18 protein-coding genes are annotated in these 20,061 nt (G+C 65.6%); 16 read left to right on the top strand and 2 right to left on the bottom strand.

What is annotated here, in order from left to right; genetic code table 11:
* The first annotated feature begins 74 nt into the window (after positions 1–74).
* The 16 genes from DPM35_RS07050 to DPM35_RS06975 all read left to right on the top strand — a co-directional run bounded on the left by DPM35_RS07050 (position 75) and on the right by DPM35_RS06975 (position 16,643).
* Positions 75–1,145 carry a flagellin N-terminal helical domain-containing protein gene (locus DPM35_RS07050; RefSeq protein WP_112126583.1) on the top strand — a complete coding sequence of 357 codons (1,071 nt, stop codon included), beginning with the start codon at positions 75–77 and terminating at the stop codon, positions 1,143–1,145.
* Positions 1,146–1,321: 176 nt separating this feature from the next.
* A complete protein-coding gene (gene fliF / locus DPM35_RS07045; protein WP_112126582.1) occupies positions 1,322–2,980 on the top strand; it encodes a flagellar basal-body MS-ring/collar protein FliF in 1,659 nt (552 codons plus the stop codon).
* A gap of 3 nt (positions 2,981–2,983) precedes the next feature.
* A complete protein-coding gene (locus DPM35_RS07040) occupies positions 2,984–3,628 on the top strand; it encodes a hypothetical protein (protein WP_112126581.1) in 645 nt (214 codons plus the stop codon).
* Positions 3,625–5,043, top strand: coding sequence for a MotB family protein (locus DPM35_RS07035; protein ID WP_112126580.1), 1,419 nt, complete (start codon positions 3,625–3,627; stop codon positions 5,041–5,043). The genes DPM35_RS07040 and DPM35_RS07035 overlap by 4 nt, the downstream gene beginning before the upstream one ends.
* Positions 5,040–6,500 carry a chemotaxis protein MotC gene (locus DPM35_RS07030; RefSeq protein ID WP_112126579.1) on the top strand — a complete coding sequence of 487 codons (1,461 nt, stop codon included), beginning with the start codon at positions 5,040–5,042 and terminating at the stop codon, positions 6,498–6,500. The genes DPM35_RS07035 and DPM35_RS07030 overlap by 4 nt, the downstream gene beginning before the upstream one ends.
* Positions 6,497–7,855, top strand: a complete 1,359-nt coding sequence (gene fliK, locus DPM35_RS07025) for a flagellar hook-length control protein FliK (protein WP_112126578.1) — start codon at positions 6,497–6,499, stop codon at positions 7,853–7,855. Before DPM35_RS07030 ends, fliK begins: the two co-directional genes overlap by 4 nt.
* Positions 7,785–8,378, top strand: coding sequence for a transglycosylase SLT domain-containing protein (locus tag DPM35_RS07020; RefSeq protein ID WP_245431458.1), 594 nt, complete (start codon positions 7,785–7,787; stop codon positions 8,376–8,378). Before fliK ends, DPM35_RS07020 begins: the two co-directional genes overlap by 71 nt.
* A 222-nt stretch (positions 8,379–8,600) precedes the next feature.
* Positions 8,601–9,269, top strand: a complete 669-nt coding sequence (locus DPM35_RS07015; protein WP_042640505.1) for a response regulator transcription factor — start codon at positions 8,601–8,603, stop codon at positions 9,267–9,269.
* Positions 9,270–9,360: 91 nt separating this feature from the next.
* Positions 9,361–10,617, top strand: a complete 1,257-nt coding sequence (locus tag DPM35_RS07010; RefSeq protein WP_112126577.1) for a flagellar hook protein FlgE — start codon at positions 9,361–9,363, stop codon at positions 10,615–10,617.
* Between the two features lie 30 nt (positions 10,618–10,647).
* Positions 10,648–12,102: a flagellar hook-associated protein FlgK gene (flgK, locus tag DPM35_RS07005; protein WP_112126576.1), complete on the top strand. Its 1,455-nt coding sequence runs from the start codon at positions 10,648–10,650 to the stop codon at positions 12,100–12,102.
* Between the two features lie 3 nt (positions 12,103–12,105).
* Complete coding sequence (locus DPM35_RS07000; protein WP_112126575.1) at positions 12,106–13,155, top strand: flagellar hook-associated family protein; 1,050 nt, start codon at positions 12,106–12,108, stop codon at positions 13,153–13,155.
* Between the two features lie 31 nt (positions 13,156–13,186).
* Positions 13,187–13,534 carry a flagellar biosynthesis regulator FlaF gene (gene flaF, locus DPM35_RS06995; RefSeq protein ID WP_042640513.1) on the top strand — a complete coding sequence of 116 codons (348 nt, stop codon included), beginning with the start codon at positions 13,187–13,189 and terminating at the stop codon, positions 13,532–13,534.
* On the top strand, positions 13,531–13,968 hold the full coding sequence (flbT, locus tag DPM35_RS06990) for a flagellar biosynthesis repressor FlbT (protein WP_112126574.1): 438 nt from the start codon (positions 13,531–13,533) through the stop codon (positions 13,966–13,968). The genes flaF and flbT overlap by 4 nt, the downstream gene beginning before the upstream one ends.
* A gap of 1 nt (position 13,969) precedes the next feature.
* A complete protein-coding gene (gene flgD / locus DPM35_RS06985) occupies positions 13,970–14,377 on the top strand; it encodes a flagellar hook assembly protein FlgD (protein ID WP_112126573.1) in 408 nt (135 codons plus the stop codon).
* A gap of 127 nt (positions 14,378–14,504) precedes the next feature.
* Positions 14,505–14,771, top strand: a complete 267-nt coding sequence (gene fliQ / locus DPM35_RS06980; RefSeq protein ID WP_027165133.1) for a flagellar biosynthesis protein FliQ — start codon at positions 14,505–14,507, stop codon at positions 14,769–14,771.
* Positions 14,772–14,999: 228 nt separating this feature from the next.
* Positions 15,000–16,643 (top strand): MFS transporter, encoded by a 1,644-nt coding sequence (locus tag DPM35_RS06975; protein ID WP_112126572.1) that lies wholly within the window; start codon positions 15,000–15,002, stop codon positions 16,641–16,643.
* A gap of 12 nt (positions 16,644–16,655) precedes the next feature.
* On the opposite strand, the gene DPM35_RS06970 is transcribed toward DPM35_RS06975, so the two are convergent.
* Both DPM35_RS06970 and DPM35_RS06965 read right to left on the bottom strand, forming a co-directional pair.
* Entirely contained in the window at positions 16,656–18,041 is a 1,386-nt protein-coding gene (locus DPM35_RS06970) for an NAD(P)/FAD-dependent oxidoreductase (RefSeq protein ID WP_112126571.1), read from the bottom strand.
* Between the two features lie 195 nt (positions 18,042–18,236).
* The gene (locus DPM35_RS06965) at positions 18,237–20,018 is read right to left on the bottom strand and encodes a chloride channel protein (RefSeq protein ID WP_112126570.1); all 1,782 of its coding nucleotides are present in this window, start codon (positions 20,016–20,018) and stop codon (positions 18,237–18,239) included.
* Positions 20,019–20,061 lie beyond the last annotated feature (43 nt).

The raw sequence follows: 20,061 nt of genomic DNA, 5'->3' as shown, positions 1-20,061 counted from the left end.
ACCGGCACGGCCGCAACCGATGGGCAGGTCGACACGGCCTGTGGCATGCCGGCTTTTGAGAAGGAGCGAGTTTCTTGGCGAGCATCATGACGAACGCTGCGGCGTTGACTGCACTTCAAAGCCTCAACGCCACCAACAAATCGCTCGAGCAGACACAGGCCCGGATCTCGACCGGCTACAGGGTCTCCGAGGCCTCCGACAACGCCGCCTACTGGTCGATCGCCACCACGATGCGTTCCGACAACTCGGCGCTGTCGACCGTGCAGGACGCGCTCGGCCTCGGCGCCTCGAAGGTCGACACCGCCTATACCGGCATGAACAACGTCCTTTCGACGATCGGCCAGATCAAGACCAAGCTCCTGTCGGCCGTCGGCCAGTCGGGAGCCAACAAGGCAAAGACCCAAACCGAAATCACCGCGCTTCAGGCGCAGATGAAATCCTTCGCCGACGCCGCCACCTTCTCCGGCTCGAATTATCTTTCGGTGACGTCCACGCAAGTGGCTGCCCCCAATGATGGCGTCCAGCAGGACGCCAAGATCGTCTCGTCCTTCAACCGCTCTTCGTCCGGCGCCATCTCGCTCGGCACCATCGACATCAATGTCGAGAGCACCAAGCTGTTCGATTCCGGCCTCGCCACCGCTGTCAAGAACCAGGGCATTCTCGACCGTCAGACCTCGGTATATTCCACCGCCGCGGACCAGTCGGCATATGACACGGCCTACGCGGCCGCGATCGCTGGCGGCGCCACCGACATCGCCGCCAACAACGCCGGCCAGGCCGCGGTGTCGGGCACGCCCGTCAAGATCGACAACGTCTCCGCCTTCAATCTCGACATCACGGCGGCCGGCGTGACCGACGACATCATCACGCAGATGGTGACCAAGATCGACAACGTCATGAGTCAGCTTACCGACGCCGCCACCGTGCTCGGCGCCGCCAAGAGCTCGATCGACCTGCAGAAGACCTTCACGCAAAGCCTGATGGACTCCATCGACCGCGGCGTCGGCCAGCTCGTCGATGCCGACATGAACAAGGAATCGACCCGCCTCCAGGCCCTGCAGGTTCAGCAGCAGCTCGGCATCCAGTCCCTGTCGATCGCCAACAGCTCCTCGCAGTCGATCCTGCAGCTGTTCAAGAACGGCTAAGCCAACCGACCCCGACCAACGAAAAAGGCCGCGCTTCGGGCGCGGCCTTTTTCGTTGATCGGAAAAACCCAGCGGTTGGGTACTTCTCTGGTTCCTCGGCAGCGCGCCCTATCATCCTCGCACAAGCTTCACGGTCTAGTCTTCCGGCGGACAGTCGTGCTGGGAGCCGTTGAATCGTGCCGGAACAGATCCAGAGCATCATCGCGAATTTCAAGAGCTTCGGCGTGAAGCGTCTGGCGCTGATGGGCGGCATCGCGGCCCTGGTCATGGCCGTCATCGGCGTCGCCTCCGTTTATCTCAATCGCCCGGCCTATGAGACGCTCTATGTCGGCCTCGAGCGTTCCGACGTGAACCAGATCGGCCTGGTGCTGGCCGATGCCGGCATCGGCTTCGATGTCGGCTCCGATGGAACCTCGGTGCTGGTGCCTGCCGGCACCACCGCGCAGGCGCGCATGCTGCTTGCCGAGAAAGGCCTGCCGACCAGCGCCAATGCCGGCTACGAGCTGTTCGACAATGTCGGCTCGCTCGGCCTCACCTCCTTCATGCAGCAGATCACCCGTGTGCGCGCGCTGGAAGGCGAGATCGCGCGCACCATCCAGTCCATTTCCGGCGTCAAGGCCGCGCGCGTCCATATCGTCATGTCCGAGCGCGCCAATTTCCGACGCGACGAGCAGCAGCCTTCCGCTTCGGTGGTCATCCGCTACGCCGGCAACGATGCCGAGAAGAGCGCCATGTCGATCCGTCACCTGGTTGCGGCGGCGGTTCCCGGCCTCTCGGCCGACAAGGTCACCGTGCTCGATTCCAACGGCAATCTGCTCGCAGCCGGCGACGATCCTTCCAACACGAGCGCCGCGCGCACGCTGGGCGTCGAGCAAACGGTCGAGGCGCAGATCGGCGACAACATCCGCCGCGCGCTCACCCCTTATCTCGGCCCCGACAATTTCCGCGCCAGCGTCAAGGCCGACGTCAACACCGACAGCCGCCAGACCGAGGAGACGATCTTCGATCCGAACTCGCGCGTCGAGCGTTCGGTGCAGTCGGTGAAGACCAACGAGGCCAGCAACCAGAAGCAGGCCTCGACTCCGACCAGCGTCGAGCAGAACCTGCCCGAGACGCAGACCACCAGCACGGAGGGACCGCAATCCTCCTCGCAGAACGATCGCAAGGAAGAGATCACCAACTACGAGATCAACTCGAAGAAGATCGCCACCGTCTCCAACGGCTACACGGTCAACAAGATGTCGATCGCGGTCGTCGTCAACCAGGATCGGCTGAAGACCATCCTCGGCAAGGACGCCACGCCGGAGCAGATCGCCAAGCGTGTCGCCGATATCCAGAAGATGGTGGCCTCGGCGACCGGCTTCGACGACAAGCGCGGCGACGTCATCGATGTGTCGGCGGTCGAGTTCATCAACGGCCTCGACGGTGAGCCGATCGATCAGCCGGGCATCCTCGCCTCGATCGGCACCTACACCGGCACGCTCATCAATGCCGGCGCCTTCATCGTCGTCGTTTTCCTGGTTGCCTTCTTCGGCCTGAAGCCGATGGCCACCGCGCTGACGGCATCGGCAAAGCCCGCGGCCATTGCCGGCCCAAGCTTTGAGGACGTACAACGCTCGCTGCCGACGCCCGACGCCCCGGTTGCCGCGATCACCGCCGAGACTCCGGCCGGCCCCCTGCCCGGCGCGCGCGCCGGCGCGACCCCGCTCGATGACCTGCGCCAGAAGATCCGGCCGGCGCCGCAGGAGCGGCTTGCCCGCATGGTCGACCTCAATGAGGAGCGCACCGCGCAGATCCTGCGCAAATGGGCAGCCGCCCCGGAAGCCGTGGGTTAGGCCATGGTCTCGGCAGCCCTCTTCGATCTCCTGCCCGATTTCGGCTCGCGGGCCCCGCATGCCAACCAGGCGGCGACCCCGCGCGAAGCCGGACATATGCCGGCCGCGCCGGCCGCACAGGCCCCGCAGGCCCCGCGAGCCGACATCGGCGCGCTGATCGCCGAGGCGGTGGCCGACGCGGAGGCCACGCTCGAAGCGCGCCTCGCGCTCGCCCATCAGGCCGCGCTCGACGCCGAGCGCCAGGCCAGCGACGATGCTGCGAGAGCCTTTCTTGAAAGCTTCGGCGGCGACCTCGGCGCCGCTGTCGCCACGCGCATCGAGGCCATGGAGCGGCGCATAGCCGAGCTTACCGGCGCGACCGTTGCCCGCATCATCGGCGGCCTTCTCAGTGACGAACTGCAGGAACGTTCGCTGCAGGCCCTTTCACGCACCATCGGGGCCGCGGTCGCCGACAACGAAGCCGTCCGCATCGGTGTTCGGGGCCCGCTCTCGCTGTTCGAGCCCCTGAAGGCGGCGCTTGGATCCCGCGCCGCCAATCTCGACTTCGCCGAAGCGCCGGGCTTCGACCTGACCGTCAGCATCGACGAAACGGTGTTCGAGACGCGTATCGCCGAGTGGTCCGCGTCCTTGTCGGAGGTTCTGTCATGAGCGCCATCGACCATGCCGAACCCCGGCACGAGATCATCATCGTCAAGCGCAATCACGACGGCCATGACGATGACCACCATGGTGGCGTGTGGAAGATCGCCTTCGCCGATTTCATGACGGCGATGATGTGCTTCTTCCTCGTGATGTGGCTGATCAACGCCGCCAACGAGCAGACCAAGGCGGCCGTCGCCAGCTACTTCAATCCGGTCGAGCTGATCGACCGCAATTCCAGCCGCAAGGGCCTCGAAGACCTCGGCGACGGCCCGAGCAAGGTCGGATTGACCGCGGACAATCCGCAGCAGGGTGCGACCAAGGCGGGCGAGGACGGCAAGGGCGGCGCCGGCTCGTCCGAACGCCGGCAGACCAAGAACGGCGCGCAGGATGCCCAGCTGTCCGATGAAAAGCTGTTTGCCGATCCCTATGCGGTGCTGGCGGAGATCGCCGCCGATACGGGGGTGCTGCAGAACGTCAGCGCCAAGGGCGAAGGCGGCGCCCAGACGGCCGGCCCGGCGACCGGCGCTTCCGGCGGTGAATCCTATCGCGACCCCTTCGCGCCCGATTTCTGGTCGCAGCAGGTGGCGGCCCCAGGTGCTGAGGCCACAGCCGAGCGCGCCAAGATCGAGGGCGACCCGGCCAAGCCCGGCGAGAAGGTCGCAACGGCCGCGGTGCCGAAGGTGAAGGCCGTCCCGGCGGCTCCCCCCCTGACGGCCGCGCCGCTGGAGCCGCTGGCAACCCCGGAGAAGACCGAGACCAGGAGCGGGCAAAAAGCCGCGCAGGCCGAGGCCGAGAAGGCGTTGGGTGAAGGCAATAAGACCGAGAAAGTACAAGGCGGGAAAGCCGGGGCTGACAAGCGCGAGGCCGCGTCCGGCGACGCCAAGGCCGAAGCGCCGACGGCCGAAAAGACTGAACCCGATCAGACCGCCGACAAGGGCGACAAGGCGCCAAGCAAGGCCGCCCTCCAGCAAGCCGCGGACATCAAGAAGGAACTCGCCAAGGCATTCCTGCCGGGCGAAAAGCTCGCCGACGGCGTCTCGGTCGAGGCCACCGACAAGGGGGTCGTCATTTCGATCACCGATCAGCTCGATTTCGGCATGTTCGAGATCGGCTCGGCCATGCCGCGCCGCGAGCTGGTGCTGGCGATGGAAAAGATCGGCCACATCATCAACGAGAAGAAGGGCACCATCACCATCAGCGGCCATACCGACGCGCGGCCGTTCCGCAGCGACGCCTACGACAACTGGCGGCTGTCCACCGCGCGCGCCCATGCGGCCTACTACATGCTGGTGCGCGGCGGCGTCGACGAAAGCCGCATCACCGAGGTCGCGGGCTTCGCCGACCGGCAGCCCAAGATCGCCGCCGATCCGATGGCGGCCGCGAACCGCCGCATTGAAATCCTGATGACGGCCGGCGGATGAAGAGCCGGAGCGTCATCGGCGGCGCGATCGCGCTGCTATTGCTTGCGGCGGGGTCGCCACCGGCGGCCTTCGCGCAGGACGCGCTGCAGCCTTATCAGCTGGTGCGTTCGCTGCAGCTGATCCAGGACCGCATTGCCGGCGGCGATCATGCCGCGCTGCCGATGCAGGCGAAGCTCCTCGAAATGATCGACGCCCGGATGCGCGATGCCAATGCCGAGGACTTCAAGGAGCCGAAGAATTTCCGCGCCTTGCTGGTCTACGGCATGAGCGGCGGCAATCCTGTGACGGTCGCGGCGGCGGCTTCGCGCGCGATGGCGGACCCGCAAAGCCTCGCCATCGCCAAAGGTATCGTCGCTTACCTGAACGGCCGGCCGGCCAATGCGATCGAAATGCTGAAGCCTATCGATCCGATGAGCGTGCCTCCGGACATCGGCGCCTTTCTGGCGCTGGTCAAGGGTTCACTGCTTGCGGCCGATGACCCCGCCCAGGCGCTCGCCTTGCTGGACGAGGCGCGCCTGCTCAGCCCCGGCACGCTGGTCGAGGAGGCGGCGCTTCGCCGCTCCGTGGGCATCGCCGCCGCGCAAGGCGACGCCGCCCGTTTTGCGCTGGCGTCGACACAGTATGTCGCGTCCTATCTCTACTCGCCCTACGCCAGCCAGTTCGCCGACGCCTTTGTTTCCGGCGTCATCACGCTACATATGGCGATCAGCCAGGACAAGATCGCCGACATCACCTCGATGATGGATCCCGAGCGCGAGAAGGTGGTCTATCTGCGCATCGCGCGCCGCGCCGCGATCGACGGGATGACGGAGCTCTCGGCTTTTGCCGCGGCCAAGGCGGCACTGGGCCGCAACGGCGGCGGCAGCCAGGACGACCCGCGCAGCCAACTCTATTCGAGCCTTTCCACCATGACATCGGCCAGCGTGGATGAAGTGCGCGCCAAGCTCGGCAAGATCGATCGCAGCAAACTTTCGCAAAGCGACCGCGACCTGCTTGACGCCGCGCAAGCTGTGGCGGGCGAAGTGGTGGCGCCGGTAAAGACGCCCGGCAAGGCGGAAGCCGCGCCGGCCGCGGCGAAGGGAAACGAGGCGAACTCGGCAGCCGAGGCCTCGGCCGATCCGGCCAATGCGGACCTGCCTCCGGTGGAAGGAGCGATGCCCGACCAGCCAGCGGTCGCGTCGAGCGATCCGCCGGTCGCGTCGGGCGATCAGCAGGTCGCCTCGGGCGATCCGGCGAAGGACACTCCATCCGCGGCTTCGCCGCCTTCTGCCCGGCCACTGGCGCGAACAACGAATGAAACGCCGGCCGCTGCTCCGATGCAGGCTGACGCCGCGCCGGTGGTTCAGGCCTCCGCTCCGACGGCCCCGAATGCGCAAGACCCCATCGACACCGCGGTGGCCAACACGCGCCGCCAACTCGACCAGATCGACCAACTCCTCGGAGCAGCCCCCAAATGACCAGCGTCAACCAGACCCTGCCGGGCTTTGCTTCTACCCAGCCCCGGCAGCACGCCGCCGGCGGCAAGGACAAGGATCAGGGTTTCGGCGAGATGGTGCACGGGACGGAAAAGCCCGATCGGTCAAGGGACAAGCACGCGACTGTATTGCCGGATCCGCATCTGGCAAAGGGCTCGGCGGCCGACAATGGCAAGCAGGAGCCGGACCAGGATCCGCAGGGGAAGACCGGCTCGCAGAAAGCTGCGGGAAAGTCCACGAGGACCACCGCCGTCCGGGCCGATGAGGCGAAGCCGACGACCGACAAAGATGCCACGGCGCAAGCCAACGATTCCACACCGCTGCAGGACCGCTTGCCGTTGCTGATGGCGTTGAGCGACATGAAGCACTTCACGCAATCGTCGGGCGCGGGCGGGAAGGATTCCGCTGCCGATGGAGAAGGCGCCGGCGAGCACGAAGCACTGGAGCTGCGACTGCGCATGGGCAAGCGCGCGACGGTCGGCAATTCCGCCGAGCCGCAGTCGCGATCCGCCCGTTCGACGGCAACTGAAGCTTCCGGGCCCGACTCCGGGCAGAAGCCGGTGAAGGCGGACATGGCTCTCGACATGCCCGGCCGCGGCGAAATCAAAATCTTGCCGACGCAACGGAATGAACCGCAGGCCGACAGCCCTGTGCCGACGCAGGGCTGGCGCCCGGCTTCGACCTCCAAGGCCTCGCAACAATCGCAGCCAACCGCGCAACAGACACCGGCCAAGCCATCTTCTTCCGCCACACGCATGGAAGTCGTCAGCCAGCAGAGCTTCCCGGCGCCGGCGCAAAACCCGATCGGCCAGACGGCATCAGCGCTGGTTGAGGCGCTAGCCTCCGACAACGGCGTTCAGCAGGCTTTCGCAAGCGCCTCGGCAGGCTCCCAGACGACCAATTCTGTTGCCGTTCCGACACATGTGCTCAAGATCGAGCTCCACCCTGCGGAGCTCGGAGCGGTCACTGCCAGCCTGCGGCTATCGGGGGAGCAACTTTCGATTGAGATGAAGCCCGAGACCCACGAGGCATATCGCCGCCTCACCACCGACAGCGATGCCATCGTGAAGTCGATGCGCAGCCTCGGCTTCGATGTCGACAAGGTCACCATTCTGCAACCTTCGATAGCACCACATGCGGCCAGCCGCCCTGACGCAAACGGCGCCATGCCGATGTCGACAGGTCGCGACCAGCCTTCGTTCCAGCCCGGGAACTCGGGCGGCAACGGCGCGGGCGGCGGCCGGCAACCGGGAAGGAACGACGGCAATGGCGCACAGGAATTCGCTCGCCCGGCTTCGCCTCTTCGCGAGCGCGCTGGCGACGATATGTATATCTAGCTTCGCGGCAGGCGCTGCCAACGCCGCCGCCACAAACCCGTGCGAGCCGGAGATACTGCGCGCCGCGGATCGCTACGGCGTGCCGGCCGGCATTCTTTATGCGGTCGGCCTGACAGAGACCGGAAAGAAAGGCAGCCTTCAGCCTAATGCATTGAATATAGAGGGAAAAGCTGTGTTCCCACGCAGCCGTGGCGAGGCGCTGGCGACCTTCGAGAATGCCCGCCGCGAAGGCAAGGTGCTGATCGACCTCGGCTGCATGCAGATCAACCAGCACTATCATGGCGACCATTTCCGCAGCGTCGAGGACATGCTCGACCCGCATCAGAATGTCGACTATGCCGCACGCTTCCTGGCCGCCCTGCACGCCCGGCACATGACCTGGTCGATGGCCGTCGCCCGCTACCATGCCGGCCCTGACAACGACCCGGCGCAGAAGGTCTATGTCTGCCGCGTCATCGCCAACATGGTCGCCACCGGCTTCGGCAGGTGGACGCCGAATGCCAGCGCATTCTGCAATCAATAGTTGCTCATTCCTGAATGCCGATCGGCCCGCGCCGGCCTGTCCGACGGCGTCAATATTCATTCGCCGACAGCTGGCACGAATACACTTGCACAACCGCTTTTATTACGGCCCCCAAAAAAACTCCCAAGAAAATAGCTACAAGAAATGATGGTTTTTCAGGATTCGTCGACCCGGCTACCCCTTTCCCCACGGGGCAAATGAATTGATTCGGAGGGCGGGCCGATGATCGTGATCGTTGACGAGCGAGAGCTCGTGACAGAGGGCTACTCCTCACTTTTCGATCGCGAGGGCGTGGCCACGGCCGGCTTCGCGCCGGGCGAATTCGGCGAGTGGGTGAGTTCCGCCGCCGACACTGATCTCAGATCCGTCAGGGCCTTTCTCATCGGCGACTGCCGCGAGGGCGCGGTATCGCCGCGCCAGATCCGCGACCGGACCGGCGCGCCGGTGATCGCGCTCAGCGAGCATCACTCGCTCGAACATACGTTGCGGCTGTTCGAGAGCGGCGTCGACGACGTCGTCCGCAAGCCAGTCCATATCCGCGAGATCCTTGCCCGCATCACCGCCATTCGCCGCCGCGGCTCCGAAGAGGCCGCCTACACCGAGGTCGGCTCGATGCGCATCTTCATGGATGGCCGCGATCCGGAGATCGACGGCGAGCCGCTGCCGCTGCCGCGGCGCGAGCGTCGCATCCTGGAATATCTGGCCAGCAACCGCGGCCGGCGCGTGACCAAGACGCAGGTCTTCAACGCCATCTACGGCATCTTCGACGAGGAGGTCGAGGAGAACGTGGTGGAGAGTCACATCTCGAAGCTGCGCAAGAAGCTGCGCGAGAAGCTCGGCCACGACCCGATCGATTCCAAGCGGTTTCTCGGCTATCGGCTGGTGTTTTGATGGCCGCCCGAGGCACATCCCGCGCCAGCCTCGCGCAAGACACGAGGCATAGTTTTATGGCCTCCTACCCAGGCACTGCGGAGATCCATCGATGAGCCTCTACGGAATGATGCGGACCGGCGTTTCCGGTATGAACGCGCAGGCCAACCGCTTGTCCACGGTGGCCGACAACATCGCCAACTCCGACACCACCGGCTACAAGCGCTCTTCGGCAGAGTTCTCGTCACTGATCATGCCCGGCACCGGCGGCGCCTATAATTCCGGCGGCGTGACGACGACGATCCGCTCGGCCATCAGCACGCAGGGCGTCATGACCTACACCACTTCGGTGTCGGATCTCGCCGTAAACGGCGACGGCTTCTTCGTCGTGCAGGATGCCAGCGGCACGCCCTATCTGACCCGCGCCGGCTCCTTCGTCCCGGATGCGCAAGGCCGGCTGGTCAATGCCGCGGGCTACCAGCTCATGGCCTACGACTACGCCAATGGCGATCCGGCCGCGACCGCCAACGGCTTCGAAGGCCTCGTGCCGGTGCAGATCTCCGACCAGGAAATGACAGCGACCCCGAGCACGGAAGGCATCTTCAGCGGCAACCTGCCGGCGGGCGCCACTCCGGTCGCGGCCGGCAGTCTGCCCTCCACCAACAGTGCGACCGCCCAATACACGTCGAAAACCTCGCTGGTCGCCTACGACAATCTCGGCAACAAGAAACTGCTCGACGTCTACTTCACCAACACCGGCGCCGGCACTTGGGAGGTCGCGGTCTTCGACCAGTCGAAGGCGACGCCGGGCACCTCCTTCCCCTATACGGGCGGCGCGCTGGGTACGGCCAACCTCACCTTCGACACCACCACCGGCAAGCTCACCGGCGCAACCACGGGCGTTTCCTTCACCGTTCCGGGCGGCCAGACCCTCAACCTCGATCTCGCCAAGCTGACACAGCTCGGCGCCGGCTTCACCGTCGCCGACGCCAAGGTCAACGGCAACGCGCCGAGCTCCATCCAGAAGGTCCAGATCGGCCAGGACGGCGTCATCTACGCGCAGTTCGCCGACGGCTCGACCAAGGCGCTTTACAAGATCCCGCTGGCCGACGTTCAGAGCCCCGACAACCTCACCGCCATGCCCGGCAACATCTATGTGGAGAGCACCGATTCCGGCGCGGTCCATATCGGCTTTGCCAATGAGGGCAAGCTCGGCTCCATCGTCTCCGGAGCGCTTGAAAATTCCAACGTCGATATCGCCGAGGAACTGACCAACATGATTGCGGCGCAGCGCAGCTACACCGCCAATTCCAAGGTCTTCCAGACCGGCTCGGACCTGATGGACGTCCTCGTCAACCTGAAGAGATAAACGACGGGCGCCGCCCCGTGAAAGATCAGCATGTCGCTTTCCTCCGCACTAAGCATTGCCCAGTCGGCGCTTCTGGCCACGTCCAAGCAAACCAGCGTCGTATCGCGCAATGTGGCCGATGCGTCGAACCCGGACTACACCCGGCGCATCGCCGTGGTGACCAGCACGGCGCCCGGCGCCAGGGCGGTGGAAATCCAGCGTACCGCGAATGACCTTCTGTTCCGCCAGAACCTTTCGGCGCTGTCGGCATGGAGCGGCCAGAGCGCGCTTTACGACGGCATGGATCAGCTCGATCTGTCGGTCAACGGGGTCGACAATGCGTCATCGCCCTCGACGGCAATCGCCAACCTGCAGAAAGCCCTGCAGCTCTATGCCACAACGCCGTCGAACCAGAACCTTGGCACCAGCGTCGTCGACGCCGCCAAGCAGGTGGTGAATTCGCTGAACAGCGGCACCAAGGCGATCCAGGATTTCCGCACCCAGGCGGACAGCCAGATCGCCACGGCCGTCAACGATCTCAACTCGCTGCTCAGCCAGTTCCAGGACGCCAACAAGGCCGTTATCTCGGGCACCCGCTCGGGCACGGACGTATCCGACGCGCTCGACCAGCGCGACGCCCTTTTGAAGAAGATATCGGAATATGTCCCGATCTCGACCTTCACGCGCGGCGACAACGACATGGTCATCACCACCAGGGACGGCACGACGCTGTTCGAGACCGTGCCGCGTTCGGTGACCTTCACGCCATCGTCCGGCTATTCGGCCGGCACGCCCGGCAACACGATCTACATCGACAACGTGCCGGTTTCCGCGGGCATCGGCGACAACACCACCGCCGACGGCAAGCTTGCGGGCCTGTTGAAGCTGCGCGACGGCGTCGCCTCGACCATGCAAAGCCAGCTCGACGAAATCGCGCGCGGCCTGATCACGGCATTTGCCGAAACCGCGCCGTCGCAGCCCGATGCGACCGGCTTGTTCACATGGTCGGGGGCCCCGGCGATTCCGGCCGCCGGCACCCTGGTCGACGGCCTCGCCGGGTCGATCAGCGTCAACGCCGCCTTCGATCCGAGCGCCGGCGGCAACCCCGCGCTGTTGCGCGACGGCGGCGCCAACGGCGCGGCCTATGTCGCCAACACCAGCGGCGGCGCCTCCTATGCGGACCTGCTGATCGGTTATGGCAGCAAGCTGGATCAGCCGATGGCCTTCGACACTTCCACCGGCATCGCCGTCAGCTCGGGCGTCTCCGACTATGCAGCCAATGCCATCGGCTGGTTCGAGGGCGTGCGCCAGCAGGCCTCGACCAATGCCGACAGCAAACAGGCGCTGGCGGCACGCACGGCCGAGGCGCTGTCCAACGACACCGGGGTCAATGTCGATCAGGAGATGTCCCTGCTTCTCGACCTCGAGCACACCTATCAGGCATCGGCGCATATGATGAAAACGGTGGGCGACATGCTGGACTCCCTGTTGGCCGCGGTGGGATAGTTCATGAAAGCGACAGGCGTTTCCTCAGCCGCCATTTCCAACGCGCTGCGCTACCAGCAGGCGAGGATGCAGGCCGACCTCGTCAAGGCGACGAAGGAATCACAGACCGGCACGGTCGCAGATATCGGCCTGGCGCTCGGCAGCCGCACGACCCAGGCCGTCACCTTCCAGCGCGATCTCGACCGGCTGAACGGCATTGTCGATTCCAACGCGCTCGTGACGGCGCGCCTGAAATCGACCCAGGATTCCCTCGGCCAGATCGCCAACAGCGCACAGAGCTTCCTGTCGGCGCTGACCAGCGGCGTCTCCGGCGACTCTTCGACCAGCATCCTGCAGACCGCCGGCGCCTCGGCGCTGCAGCAGATGACCGGCATCCTGAACACCAGCGTCAACGGCGAATATCTGTTTGCCGGCACCAACACCGACGTCAAGCCGATCGACGATTTCAACGCCGCCGGCTCGCCGGCCAAGGCGGCGTTCGACGCCGCTTTCACCAGCTATTTCGGCTTCACTCAGACCGACCCGGCTGCGGCCAACATCACCGCCGCGCAGATGGACAACTTCATCACCACGCAGGTCGAGCCGCAATTCCTCGGCTCCGGCTGGCAGGCCAACTGGTCGAGCGCCACCGACGAGCAGATCACCAGCCGCATTTCGCTCAACGAGACCACCCAGACCTCGGTCAGCGCCAACGACCAAGGCATCCGCAAGCTCGCCATGGCGGCCGCCATGGTCAGCAGCCTGATGACCGGCAGCATCAGCGAGGCTGCGCAGAACGCTGTCGTCAGCCGCGCGCAGGCGCTGGTCGGCGAAGCCATCGGCGGCATCACCCAGATACGGGCCGAGACGGGCATAGCCCAGCAGCGCGTGTCCGATGCCAGCGACCGCATGAAGACCCAGGTCGACCTCTTCGAGAAGCACATCGTTGATCTCGAAGGCGTCGACCCCGCGGAAGCGGCGACCCGCGTGGCCGACCTGACACAGCATATCGAGACATCCTTTGCCTTGACCGCGCGTCTGCAGCAGCTCAGCCTGCTCAACTATCTGACTTGAACACGTAAACCGGAACGCCAGAGCGCCGACGATGTATCAATTCTCCTACGCCGACATCCAGACCGACTCCGTCGCCGATGCCAAGGACCGGGAGCGGCAGTTGCTCACGCGCTCGATCGACATGCTGGCGGCGGCCGCCGCGGTCGGCACCGACTCCATGGAGGCGGTCGAGGCGCTGCACTTCACCAACCGCATCTGGACCACTTTCGTCGAGGATCTCGGCTCCAGCGACAACGCGCTCCCCAAGGAGCTGCGCGCCAACCTGATCTCCATCGGCCTGTGGCTGCTGCGCGAGACGGAAGATATCCGCCAGGGCCGCACCAACAATTTCGAAGGATTGATCGAGGTCTCCCAGATCATCCGAGACGGCATCCAATGACCAACACGCTGAAGATCTCGCTGAAGCCCAACGAGAAGATCTATATCAACGGCGCGGTCATCCGCGTCGACCGCAAGGTCACCATCGAGCTGATGAACGATGTGCAGTTCCTGCTCGAAAGCCATGTGATTCAGGCCGACCAGGCCTCGACGCCGCTCAGGCAGCTCTATTTCATCGTGCAGATCATGCTGATCAACCCGGCGGGCGCCGCGGAGGCTCGTGAAATGTTCCGCCGCTCGCTGCCGATGCTGATCGCAAGCTTCGACAACCAGGACATCTGCAACAGCCTGAAGCAGATCGACCGCATGGTCGGCGAGGACGAGATCTACGAGGCGCTGAAGGCGATCCGCGCGCTCTATCCGCTCGAGCGCAAGGCGCTCGAAGCCGACGACGACATTCCCGAAGCGCCGCGCGCACTGGCTGTAGGAGCATAAGATGGCCGTCGACATGACGACAACGATCCCGGTTGGCGCCAACCAGGCCAGCCAGAAGACCTCGAAGACGGCGGTGGATTATCAGTCGTTCCTGAAGCTGTTGATCGCCGAGATGAAGAACCAGGATCCGACCAAGCCGATGGATTCGACGCAATATGTCGCGCAGCTCGCCACCTTCTCCCAGGTCGAGCAGTCGGTGCAGACCAACACCAAGCTTGACCAGATCATGCAATCCTCGGCGCTCTCGCAGGCCGACGCGCTGATCGGCCGTACGATCACCTCGGCCGACGGCAAGACCACCGGGACGGTAGCCTCGGTAACGCTCTCCAGCAACGGCCTGATCGCCGTGCTGCAGGACGGCACCAAGGTCCCGGTCGGCGCGGGCGTGTCGATCAAGCCGGCCAGCTGAAGCATGTCTCCCGAAAGTGGGAACCGGTTTCGGGATAAAGACATGCGTAAAACCAAAGACCTAAAGCGCATGGAGCGAATCCGAAGGATCGCGACGCGCTTTAGCCTGACCGCCGGGGTGTGCCCGCATGAATGAGGCCGATGCCCTCGATATCGTCCAGTACGCCGTTTGGACGGTTCTCACCGCCTCCGCCCCCGTGGTGCTTGTGGCGATGGCGGTCGGTATCGGCATCGCGCTCATCCAGGCGCTGACCCAGATCCAGGAAATCACGCTGACCTTCGTGCCGAAGATCGTCGCCATCATGCTCGTGGTGGCGCTGACCGGCCCGTTCATCGGCAGCCAGATCTCGGCCTTCACCAACGTCATCTTCGAACGCATCGAGCACGGTTTCTGACGACTGGCCACCATGCGCTCGGGCTTCGCGGGAGCAGCGAGACGACAGGCCCGGCCGAGGTCGAAGGCGCGCAATAGCGAAAAGTTGGTCCAGACCGGCGAGATGCTTGGCTTAAAGCTTCGCCGACGCATTTTCGCCTTTGCCATCCTGTTGTTGGGTCGCACTCTTTGACGAGTCGCCATCCCTCTTCGGGTGCGGCGAGCCTGTATTGCGGACGAAGGCCCAACCATGATCGACGACGAGCCGGAAAGCGAACGCGTCTCCGCTCTGGCGCCGTTCCGGCACGGCATCTTTCGCGCTGTCTGGGCGGCCAGCCTGGTGTCGAATTTCGGCGGCCTGATCCAGGGCGTCGGCGCCGCCTGGATGATGACCACGATCGCCACCTCGTCCTATCAGGTGGCGCTGGTCCAGGCCTCGACGACCTTGCCGATCATGCTGTTCGCGCTCGTCGCCGGCGCCATCGCCGACAGCTTCAACCGCCGCAAGGTGATGCTGGTGGCGCAGACCTTCATGCTGGTCGTCTCGGCGCTGCTGACCTTGTTCACCTGGCAAGGCTGGATGACGCCGTGGACGCTGCTGGCCTTCACCTTCCTGATCGACAGCGGCACGGCGCTGAACAGCCCGTCATGGCAGGCGTCGGTCGGCGACATGGTGCCCCGCGCCAAGGTGCCGGCGGCGGTCGCGCTCAATTCGCTGGGCTTCAACATTACCCGCAGCGTCGGTCCGGCCATCGGCGGCGTCATCGTCGCCGCCGCGGGCGCCGCGGCGGCCTTCGCCGCCAACGCCATCAGCTATATCGGCCTGATCGTCGTGCTCGCCCGCTGGAAGCCGGCTCTGCCCGAGCAGACGCTGCCGCGCGAGTCGCTGGGCGCCGCGATGGGCGCCGGCCTGCGCTATGTCGCCATGTCGCCCAACATCGCCAAGGTGCTGGTGCGCGGCTCGGCCTTCGGCTTCAGCGCCGGCGCGGTGCTGGCGCTGCTGCCGCTGGTGGCGCGCGATGTGGTCAAGGGCGACGCGCTGACCTACGGCATTATGCTCGGCGCCTTCGGCATCGGCGCGGTCGGCGGCGCGCTGATCAGCGTGCGGCTCAGGCAGTTGCTGTCCAGCGAGGCGATGGTGCGCATGGCCTTTTGCGGCTTCGCGCTCTGCGCCTTCAACGCCGCCGTCAGCCACAATGCCTGGCAGACATCGGCGGGCCTGCTCATCGGCGGCGCCTGCTGGGTGATCGCGCTCTCGCACTTCAACGTCACCGTGCAGATGTCCACGCCGCGCTGGGTGGTCGGCCGCGTGCTGTCGATCTACCAGACGGCGACCTTCGGCGGTATCGCGCTGGGAAGCTGGATCTGGGGCGTCGTTGCCGATGCGCATGGCGCCGAGATTGCGCTGATCGCGGCGGCGGTCGCCATGCTTGCCGGCGCGGCGATCGGTTTCTTCCTGCCATTGCCGAAGCAGACGGTCCTCAACCTCGATCCGCTCAATCGCTTCAAGGAGCCGATGCTTTCGCTCGACCTCAAGCCGCGCAGCGGCCCGATCGCCATCATGATCGAGTACATCATCCGCGAGCAGGACGTGCCGGAGTTCCTGGCAACCATGGCCGAGCGCGGCCGCATCCGCCGCCGTGACGGCGCGCGCAACTGGACGCTCGCGCGCGATCTCGAAAATCCATCCGTGTGGATCGAGCACTACCACACGCCGACCTGGGTCGAGTACATCCGCCACAACCGCCGCGCCACCCATGCCGATGCCGTGGTCGGCGAACGCATCCGCGCGCTGCACAGCGGCGAGAATCCGCCGCGCGTGCGCCGCATGATCGAGCGCCCGACCACCGCGGGCACGACGCTTGTCTCGCCCAAGGGCCCGATCGATCACTGATCTCCTGGCCGATCAGTGGCCCGTGATGCTGTCGGCAAGGGCGGCCAACCTTGAAGTGTGGCCGAGCCCAGCCGCCTCGCGCTGGTCGGCGATCCGGTAGAGCTGATACATCGAATGGACGCCCAGCCAGCGGAACGGCTCCGGCTCCCAGGGCCGCACCTTGCGGTTGACCCAGGGCAGCCGCGTCAGTTCGGTCTCCTGGCCGAGCACGAGATCGGCCAGCGTGCGTCCCGACAGGTTGGAGCTCGACACGCCGAGCCCGACATAGCCGCCGGCCCAGCCTATGCGCGTCGCCGGATCGAGACCCACCGTCGTGCACCAGTCGCGCGGCACGCCGAGCACGCCGCACCAGGCGTGATCGATGCGGGATCCCGCGGTCTGCGGCAACAGCGTCGTCAGGATCGCGTGCAGCTGGTCGATCGTCGCCTGCTGCGTCTGGCCGTTGACGTCGGTGCGCGAGCCGTAGCGGTAGGGCACGCCGCGCCCGCCCATGGTGATGCGCCCCTCGCGGGTGCGCTGGGCATAGCAATAGGCATGCGCGGCATTGCCGAGCAGCTCATGCCCGTCCCAGCCGATCTTGCGCCAAAGTTCTTCCGGCAGCGGTTCGGTGACGATCTGCGCGCTGTTCAGCGCCAGCCAGGTTCGTTCTTCCCCAGGGATGCCGGCTGTAAACCCTTCGGTCGCGCGGATGATGGTTTCAGCCCGCACCGTACCTCGATCGGTGGTGGCCTTGCCCTTGGCGATCGTCGTCGCCGTCGTCTTCTCGTAGATGGAAACGCCGAGACGCTCGACTGCCGCCGCCAGCCCCTGCACCAGCTTGGCCGGCTGCACCCGCGCCTGGCCGTGGATGACGAGGCCGCCCATGACATTTTTGATCTTGATGCGCGCCCGCGTCGTCTCGGCGTCAAGCAGCTCGATGCGTTCGGGATCGGCGTCCCAGGAGCGGGTCGTCTCGCATTCCTCGCGCACGCGTTCCAGCTGCGCCGGATTGGTGGCGACCGTCAGATTGTCGACGCGGCGGATGTCGGCGTCGATGCCCTCTTCCGTCGCCACCCGGATCACCTCGTCGACGCAGCCGGCCATGGCTTGCTGCATGGCGGTGACGCCTTGCCGGGTCGAGGTCTTCAGATATTTCTCGCGCGACCAGCCGAAGCCGCCCGACAGCCAGCCGCCATTGCGCCCCGACGCGCCGAAGCCGGCGAACTCGCGTTCGATGAGCACGATGCGCAGCGAGGGCTTGGCCTTCTTCAGATAGTAGGCCGTCCAAAGCCCCGTATAGCCGGCGCCGACGATCGCGACATCCACCTCGATGTCGCCCGGCAAAGGCGGGCGCGGCGCGGGGATGCCGCCCAGATCCGCATACCAGAACGAGATGTCGCCGTTGCGCTTGACTTGCATGGGATGGCTTCCGGAAGTGACGTCTTAGAGACCGTTTCGAAATCCACTCCGGCGAGTCATATGATGGTGCTTTCGAGAACCGGAGCGGAGCGGACATTCAGGTCCGTGAGCACCGGAAGCGCAGAAAACGCCACCAGATGGCCGCCGGTGTGGATTTTCCAAACGGTCTCTTATTGGCTGGGCTGTCGATAGTGGTCAACCTTCGCCCGACAGATCGCGGCGCGCCTTGTCGAGCTCTTCGGCATAGCGGCGCATCAGATGGCTTTCGGTGAGCAGGCCGAGCACGATGCGCTCGTCGAAGTCCTCGACCACCGCCAGCTCTTCGGCCCCGGTCCGCTGGAAGGTCTCGGCCGCGGTCTGGACGTTCATCGAAGGCACCAGCACCGCATCCTTAAACTGGGCCAGCGCGCTCACCGGCGTCTCGTCGTCGGAGCGATCGCTGTGCAGTTCCGGCACCAGCAGCATGCCGACATATTGGTCGGCCTGCTCGACGGCGATGACGCGCTGCGCCGAGCCGAGCGGGACCTCCTTGCGGAATTCGGCAAGCGTGATCGAGGCGGGAATGGTGCGGACGTCCTTGCGCATCATCGAGCCGACGGTAAGGCTGCGCATCCAGCCGACGTCATGCGCGCTGCGGATCGTCTCGCCACGCAGATGGAAGCGCCAGGTCGAGAAGGAGTAGCCGAAGGTTTCGCGCACCAGGATCGCCGACATGATCGAGGCCGCCAGCACCACGCCGGTGAGCGTCAGGTCGCGTGTCGATTCCAGCGCCAGGAACGTCATGGTCAGCGGACCGCCGACGACGCCGACGGCGAGCGAGGTCATGCCGACGACGGCGGCGACCGCCGGGTCGATGCCGGCCGACGGCGCGGTCATCGCCATGACGCCGGCAAAGACCTTGCCGAGCAAAGCCCCCAGGAACAATGAAGCGAAGAACAGGCCGCCGCGGAAGCCGGAGCCGAGCGAGATGGCGGAAGCCGCCAGCTTCAGCACGAAGACGCTGGCCACCACCGGCAGCGCGTAGTTCATGGCGAACTCGCGGTGCAGCGCGCCGTGCCCGCTGGAGAGCACTTGCGGCGTGACCAGCCCGAGCAGGCCGACGAAGATGCCGCCGATGAAGGGCCTGACCGAGGCGTCGATCGACAGCCGCACGAAGAGCGACTCGACGATGCTCACCAGATGCATGATCGCGATCGAGGCGCCGCCGCCGAGCAGGCCGAGCAGGAGGAACGGCACATACTCGCTGGCGGTCAAATTCGGCAGGCCCGACAATTCCAGCGGAAACGGCACGCCGCCGAACATTTCCGCCGTCAGCGAGGCGCAGATTGCCGCCGCCATCACCGGCGCCACATTGGCGACGGAGTAGATGCCGATGACCAGCTCGAAACCGTAGAAGGCGCCGGTCAGCGGCGCGTCGAACGCGGCAGCGATCGCACCGGCCGCGCCGCAGCCGACCAGGATGCGCACGTCGTTGCGGCGCAGCCGGAAGGCGCGGGCAAGCCGGGAAGCGATACCGGAGCCGACCTGCGTGTACCCGGCTTCCAATCCGACCGAGGCGCCGAAGCCGCTGGAAATCATCGTCTGCGCCACGATGATGAAGGTGTCGGTGAGCGACATGCGCCCGCCATAGAGCGCGTTGGCCTCGATCGGATCGACCGGCGTGCGGAACTTGCGCTTTCTGAGCCAAATGACGGAAAGGCCGAGCAACAAGCCGCCGACCGCCGGGAACATCGCCTGCACCGGGTCGGCGAGCGAGAACATTGCCGAAAGCCGGCCGCCCGGCTGCACGTCGAACAGCAGCCAGTGCATGCCTTGCACCAGCGCGCTCATGCCGGTGACCAGCGCGCCCGCGATCACGCCGACCACTCCGGCCATCAGCACGATCACGATGCCGCGCGCCTCGAGCACGGGGATCGAGCTGATCAGCACCGCGCGGAGCCGGCGGGCGTAGACTTGTGGGTCGTTTCTGGCAGGCAACGGAACGGCTCGCCGGTATGCGGAAGAAGACAGCTGCCGTGCC

Origin of the sequence: Mesorhizobium atlanticum, from assembly GCF_003289965.1 — a bacterium.
GTDB classification, from domain to species: Bacteria; Pseudomonadota; Alphaproteobacteria; order Rhizobiales; family Rhizobiaceae; genus Mesorhizobium; species Mesorhizobium atlanticum.
The sequence above is the reverse complement of the archived record's forward strand: the minus strand, read 5'-3'. Positions and strand labels throughout refer to the sequence as shown.

Coding starts and splice junctions, on each gene's coding strand:
- DPM35_RS07035 (WP_112126580.1), top strand. CDS start 3,625: ATGAGCGCCATCGACCATGCCGAACCCCGGCACGAGATCATCATCGTC.
- DPM35_RS06970 (WP_112126571.1), bottom strand. CDS start 18,041: ATGCAAGTCAAGCGCAACGGCGACATCTCGTTCTGGTATGCGGATCTG.
- flgD (WP_112126573.1), top strand. CDS start 13,970: ATGGCCGTCGACATGACGACAACGATCCCGGTTGGCGCCAACCAGGCC.
- DPM35_RS07000 (WP_112126575.1), top strand. CDS start 12,106: ATGAAAGCGACAGGCGTTTCCTCAGCCGCCATTTCCAACGCGCTGCGC.
- fliQ (WP_027165133.1), top strand. CDS start 14,505: ATGAATGAGGCCGATGCCCTCGATATCGTCCAGTACGCCGTTTGGACG.
- DPM35_RS06975 (WP_112126572.1), top strand. CDS start 15,000: ATGATCGACGACGAGCCGGAAAGCGAACGCGTCTCCGCTCTGGCGCCG.
- DPM35_RS07015 (WP_042640505.1), top strand. CDS start 8,601: ATGATCGTGATCGTTGACGAGCGAGAGCTCGTGACAGAGGGCTACTCC.
- fliK (WP_112126578.1), top strand. CDS start 6,497: ATGACCAGCGTCAACCAGACCCTGCCGGGCTTTGCTTCTACCCAGCCC.
- DPM35_RS07010 (WP_112126577.1), top strand. CDS start 9,361: ATGAGCCTCTACGGAATGATGCGGACCGGCGTTTCCGGTATGAACGCG.
- flaF (WP_042640513.1), top strand. CDS start 13,187: ATGTATCAATTCTCCTACGCCGACATCCAGACCGACTCCGTCGCCGAT.
- DPM35_RS07040 (WP_112126581.1), top strand. CDS start 2,984: ATGGTCTCGGCAGCCCTCTTCGATCTCCTGCCCGATTTCGGCTCGCGG.
- DPM35_RS07020 (WP_245431458.1), top strand. CDS start 7,785: ATGGCGCACAGGAATTCGCTCGCCCGGCTTCGCCTCTTCGCGAGCGCG.
- flgK (WP_112126576.1), top strand. CDS start 10,648: ATGTCGCTTTCCTCCGCACTAAGCATTGCCCAGTCGGCGCTTCTGGCC.
- DPM35_RS07030 (WP_112126579.1), top strand. CDS start 5,040: ATGAAGAGCCGGAGCGTCATCGGCGGCGCGATCGCGCTGCTATTGCTT.
- flbT (WP_112126574.1), top strand. CDS start 13,531: ATGACCAACACGCTGAAGATCTCGCTGAAGCCCAACGAGAAGATCTAT.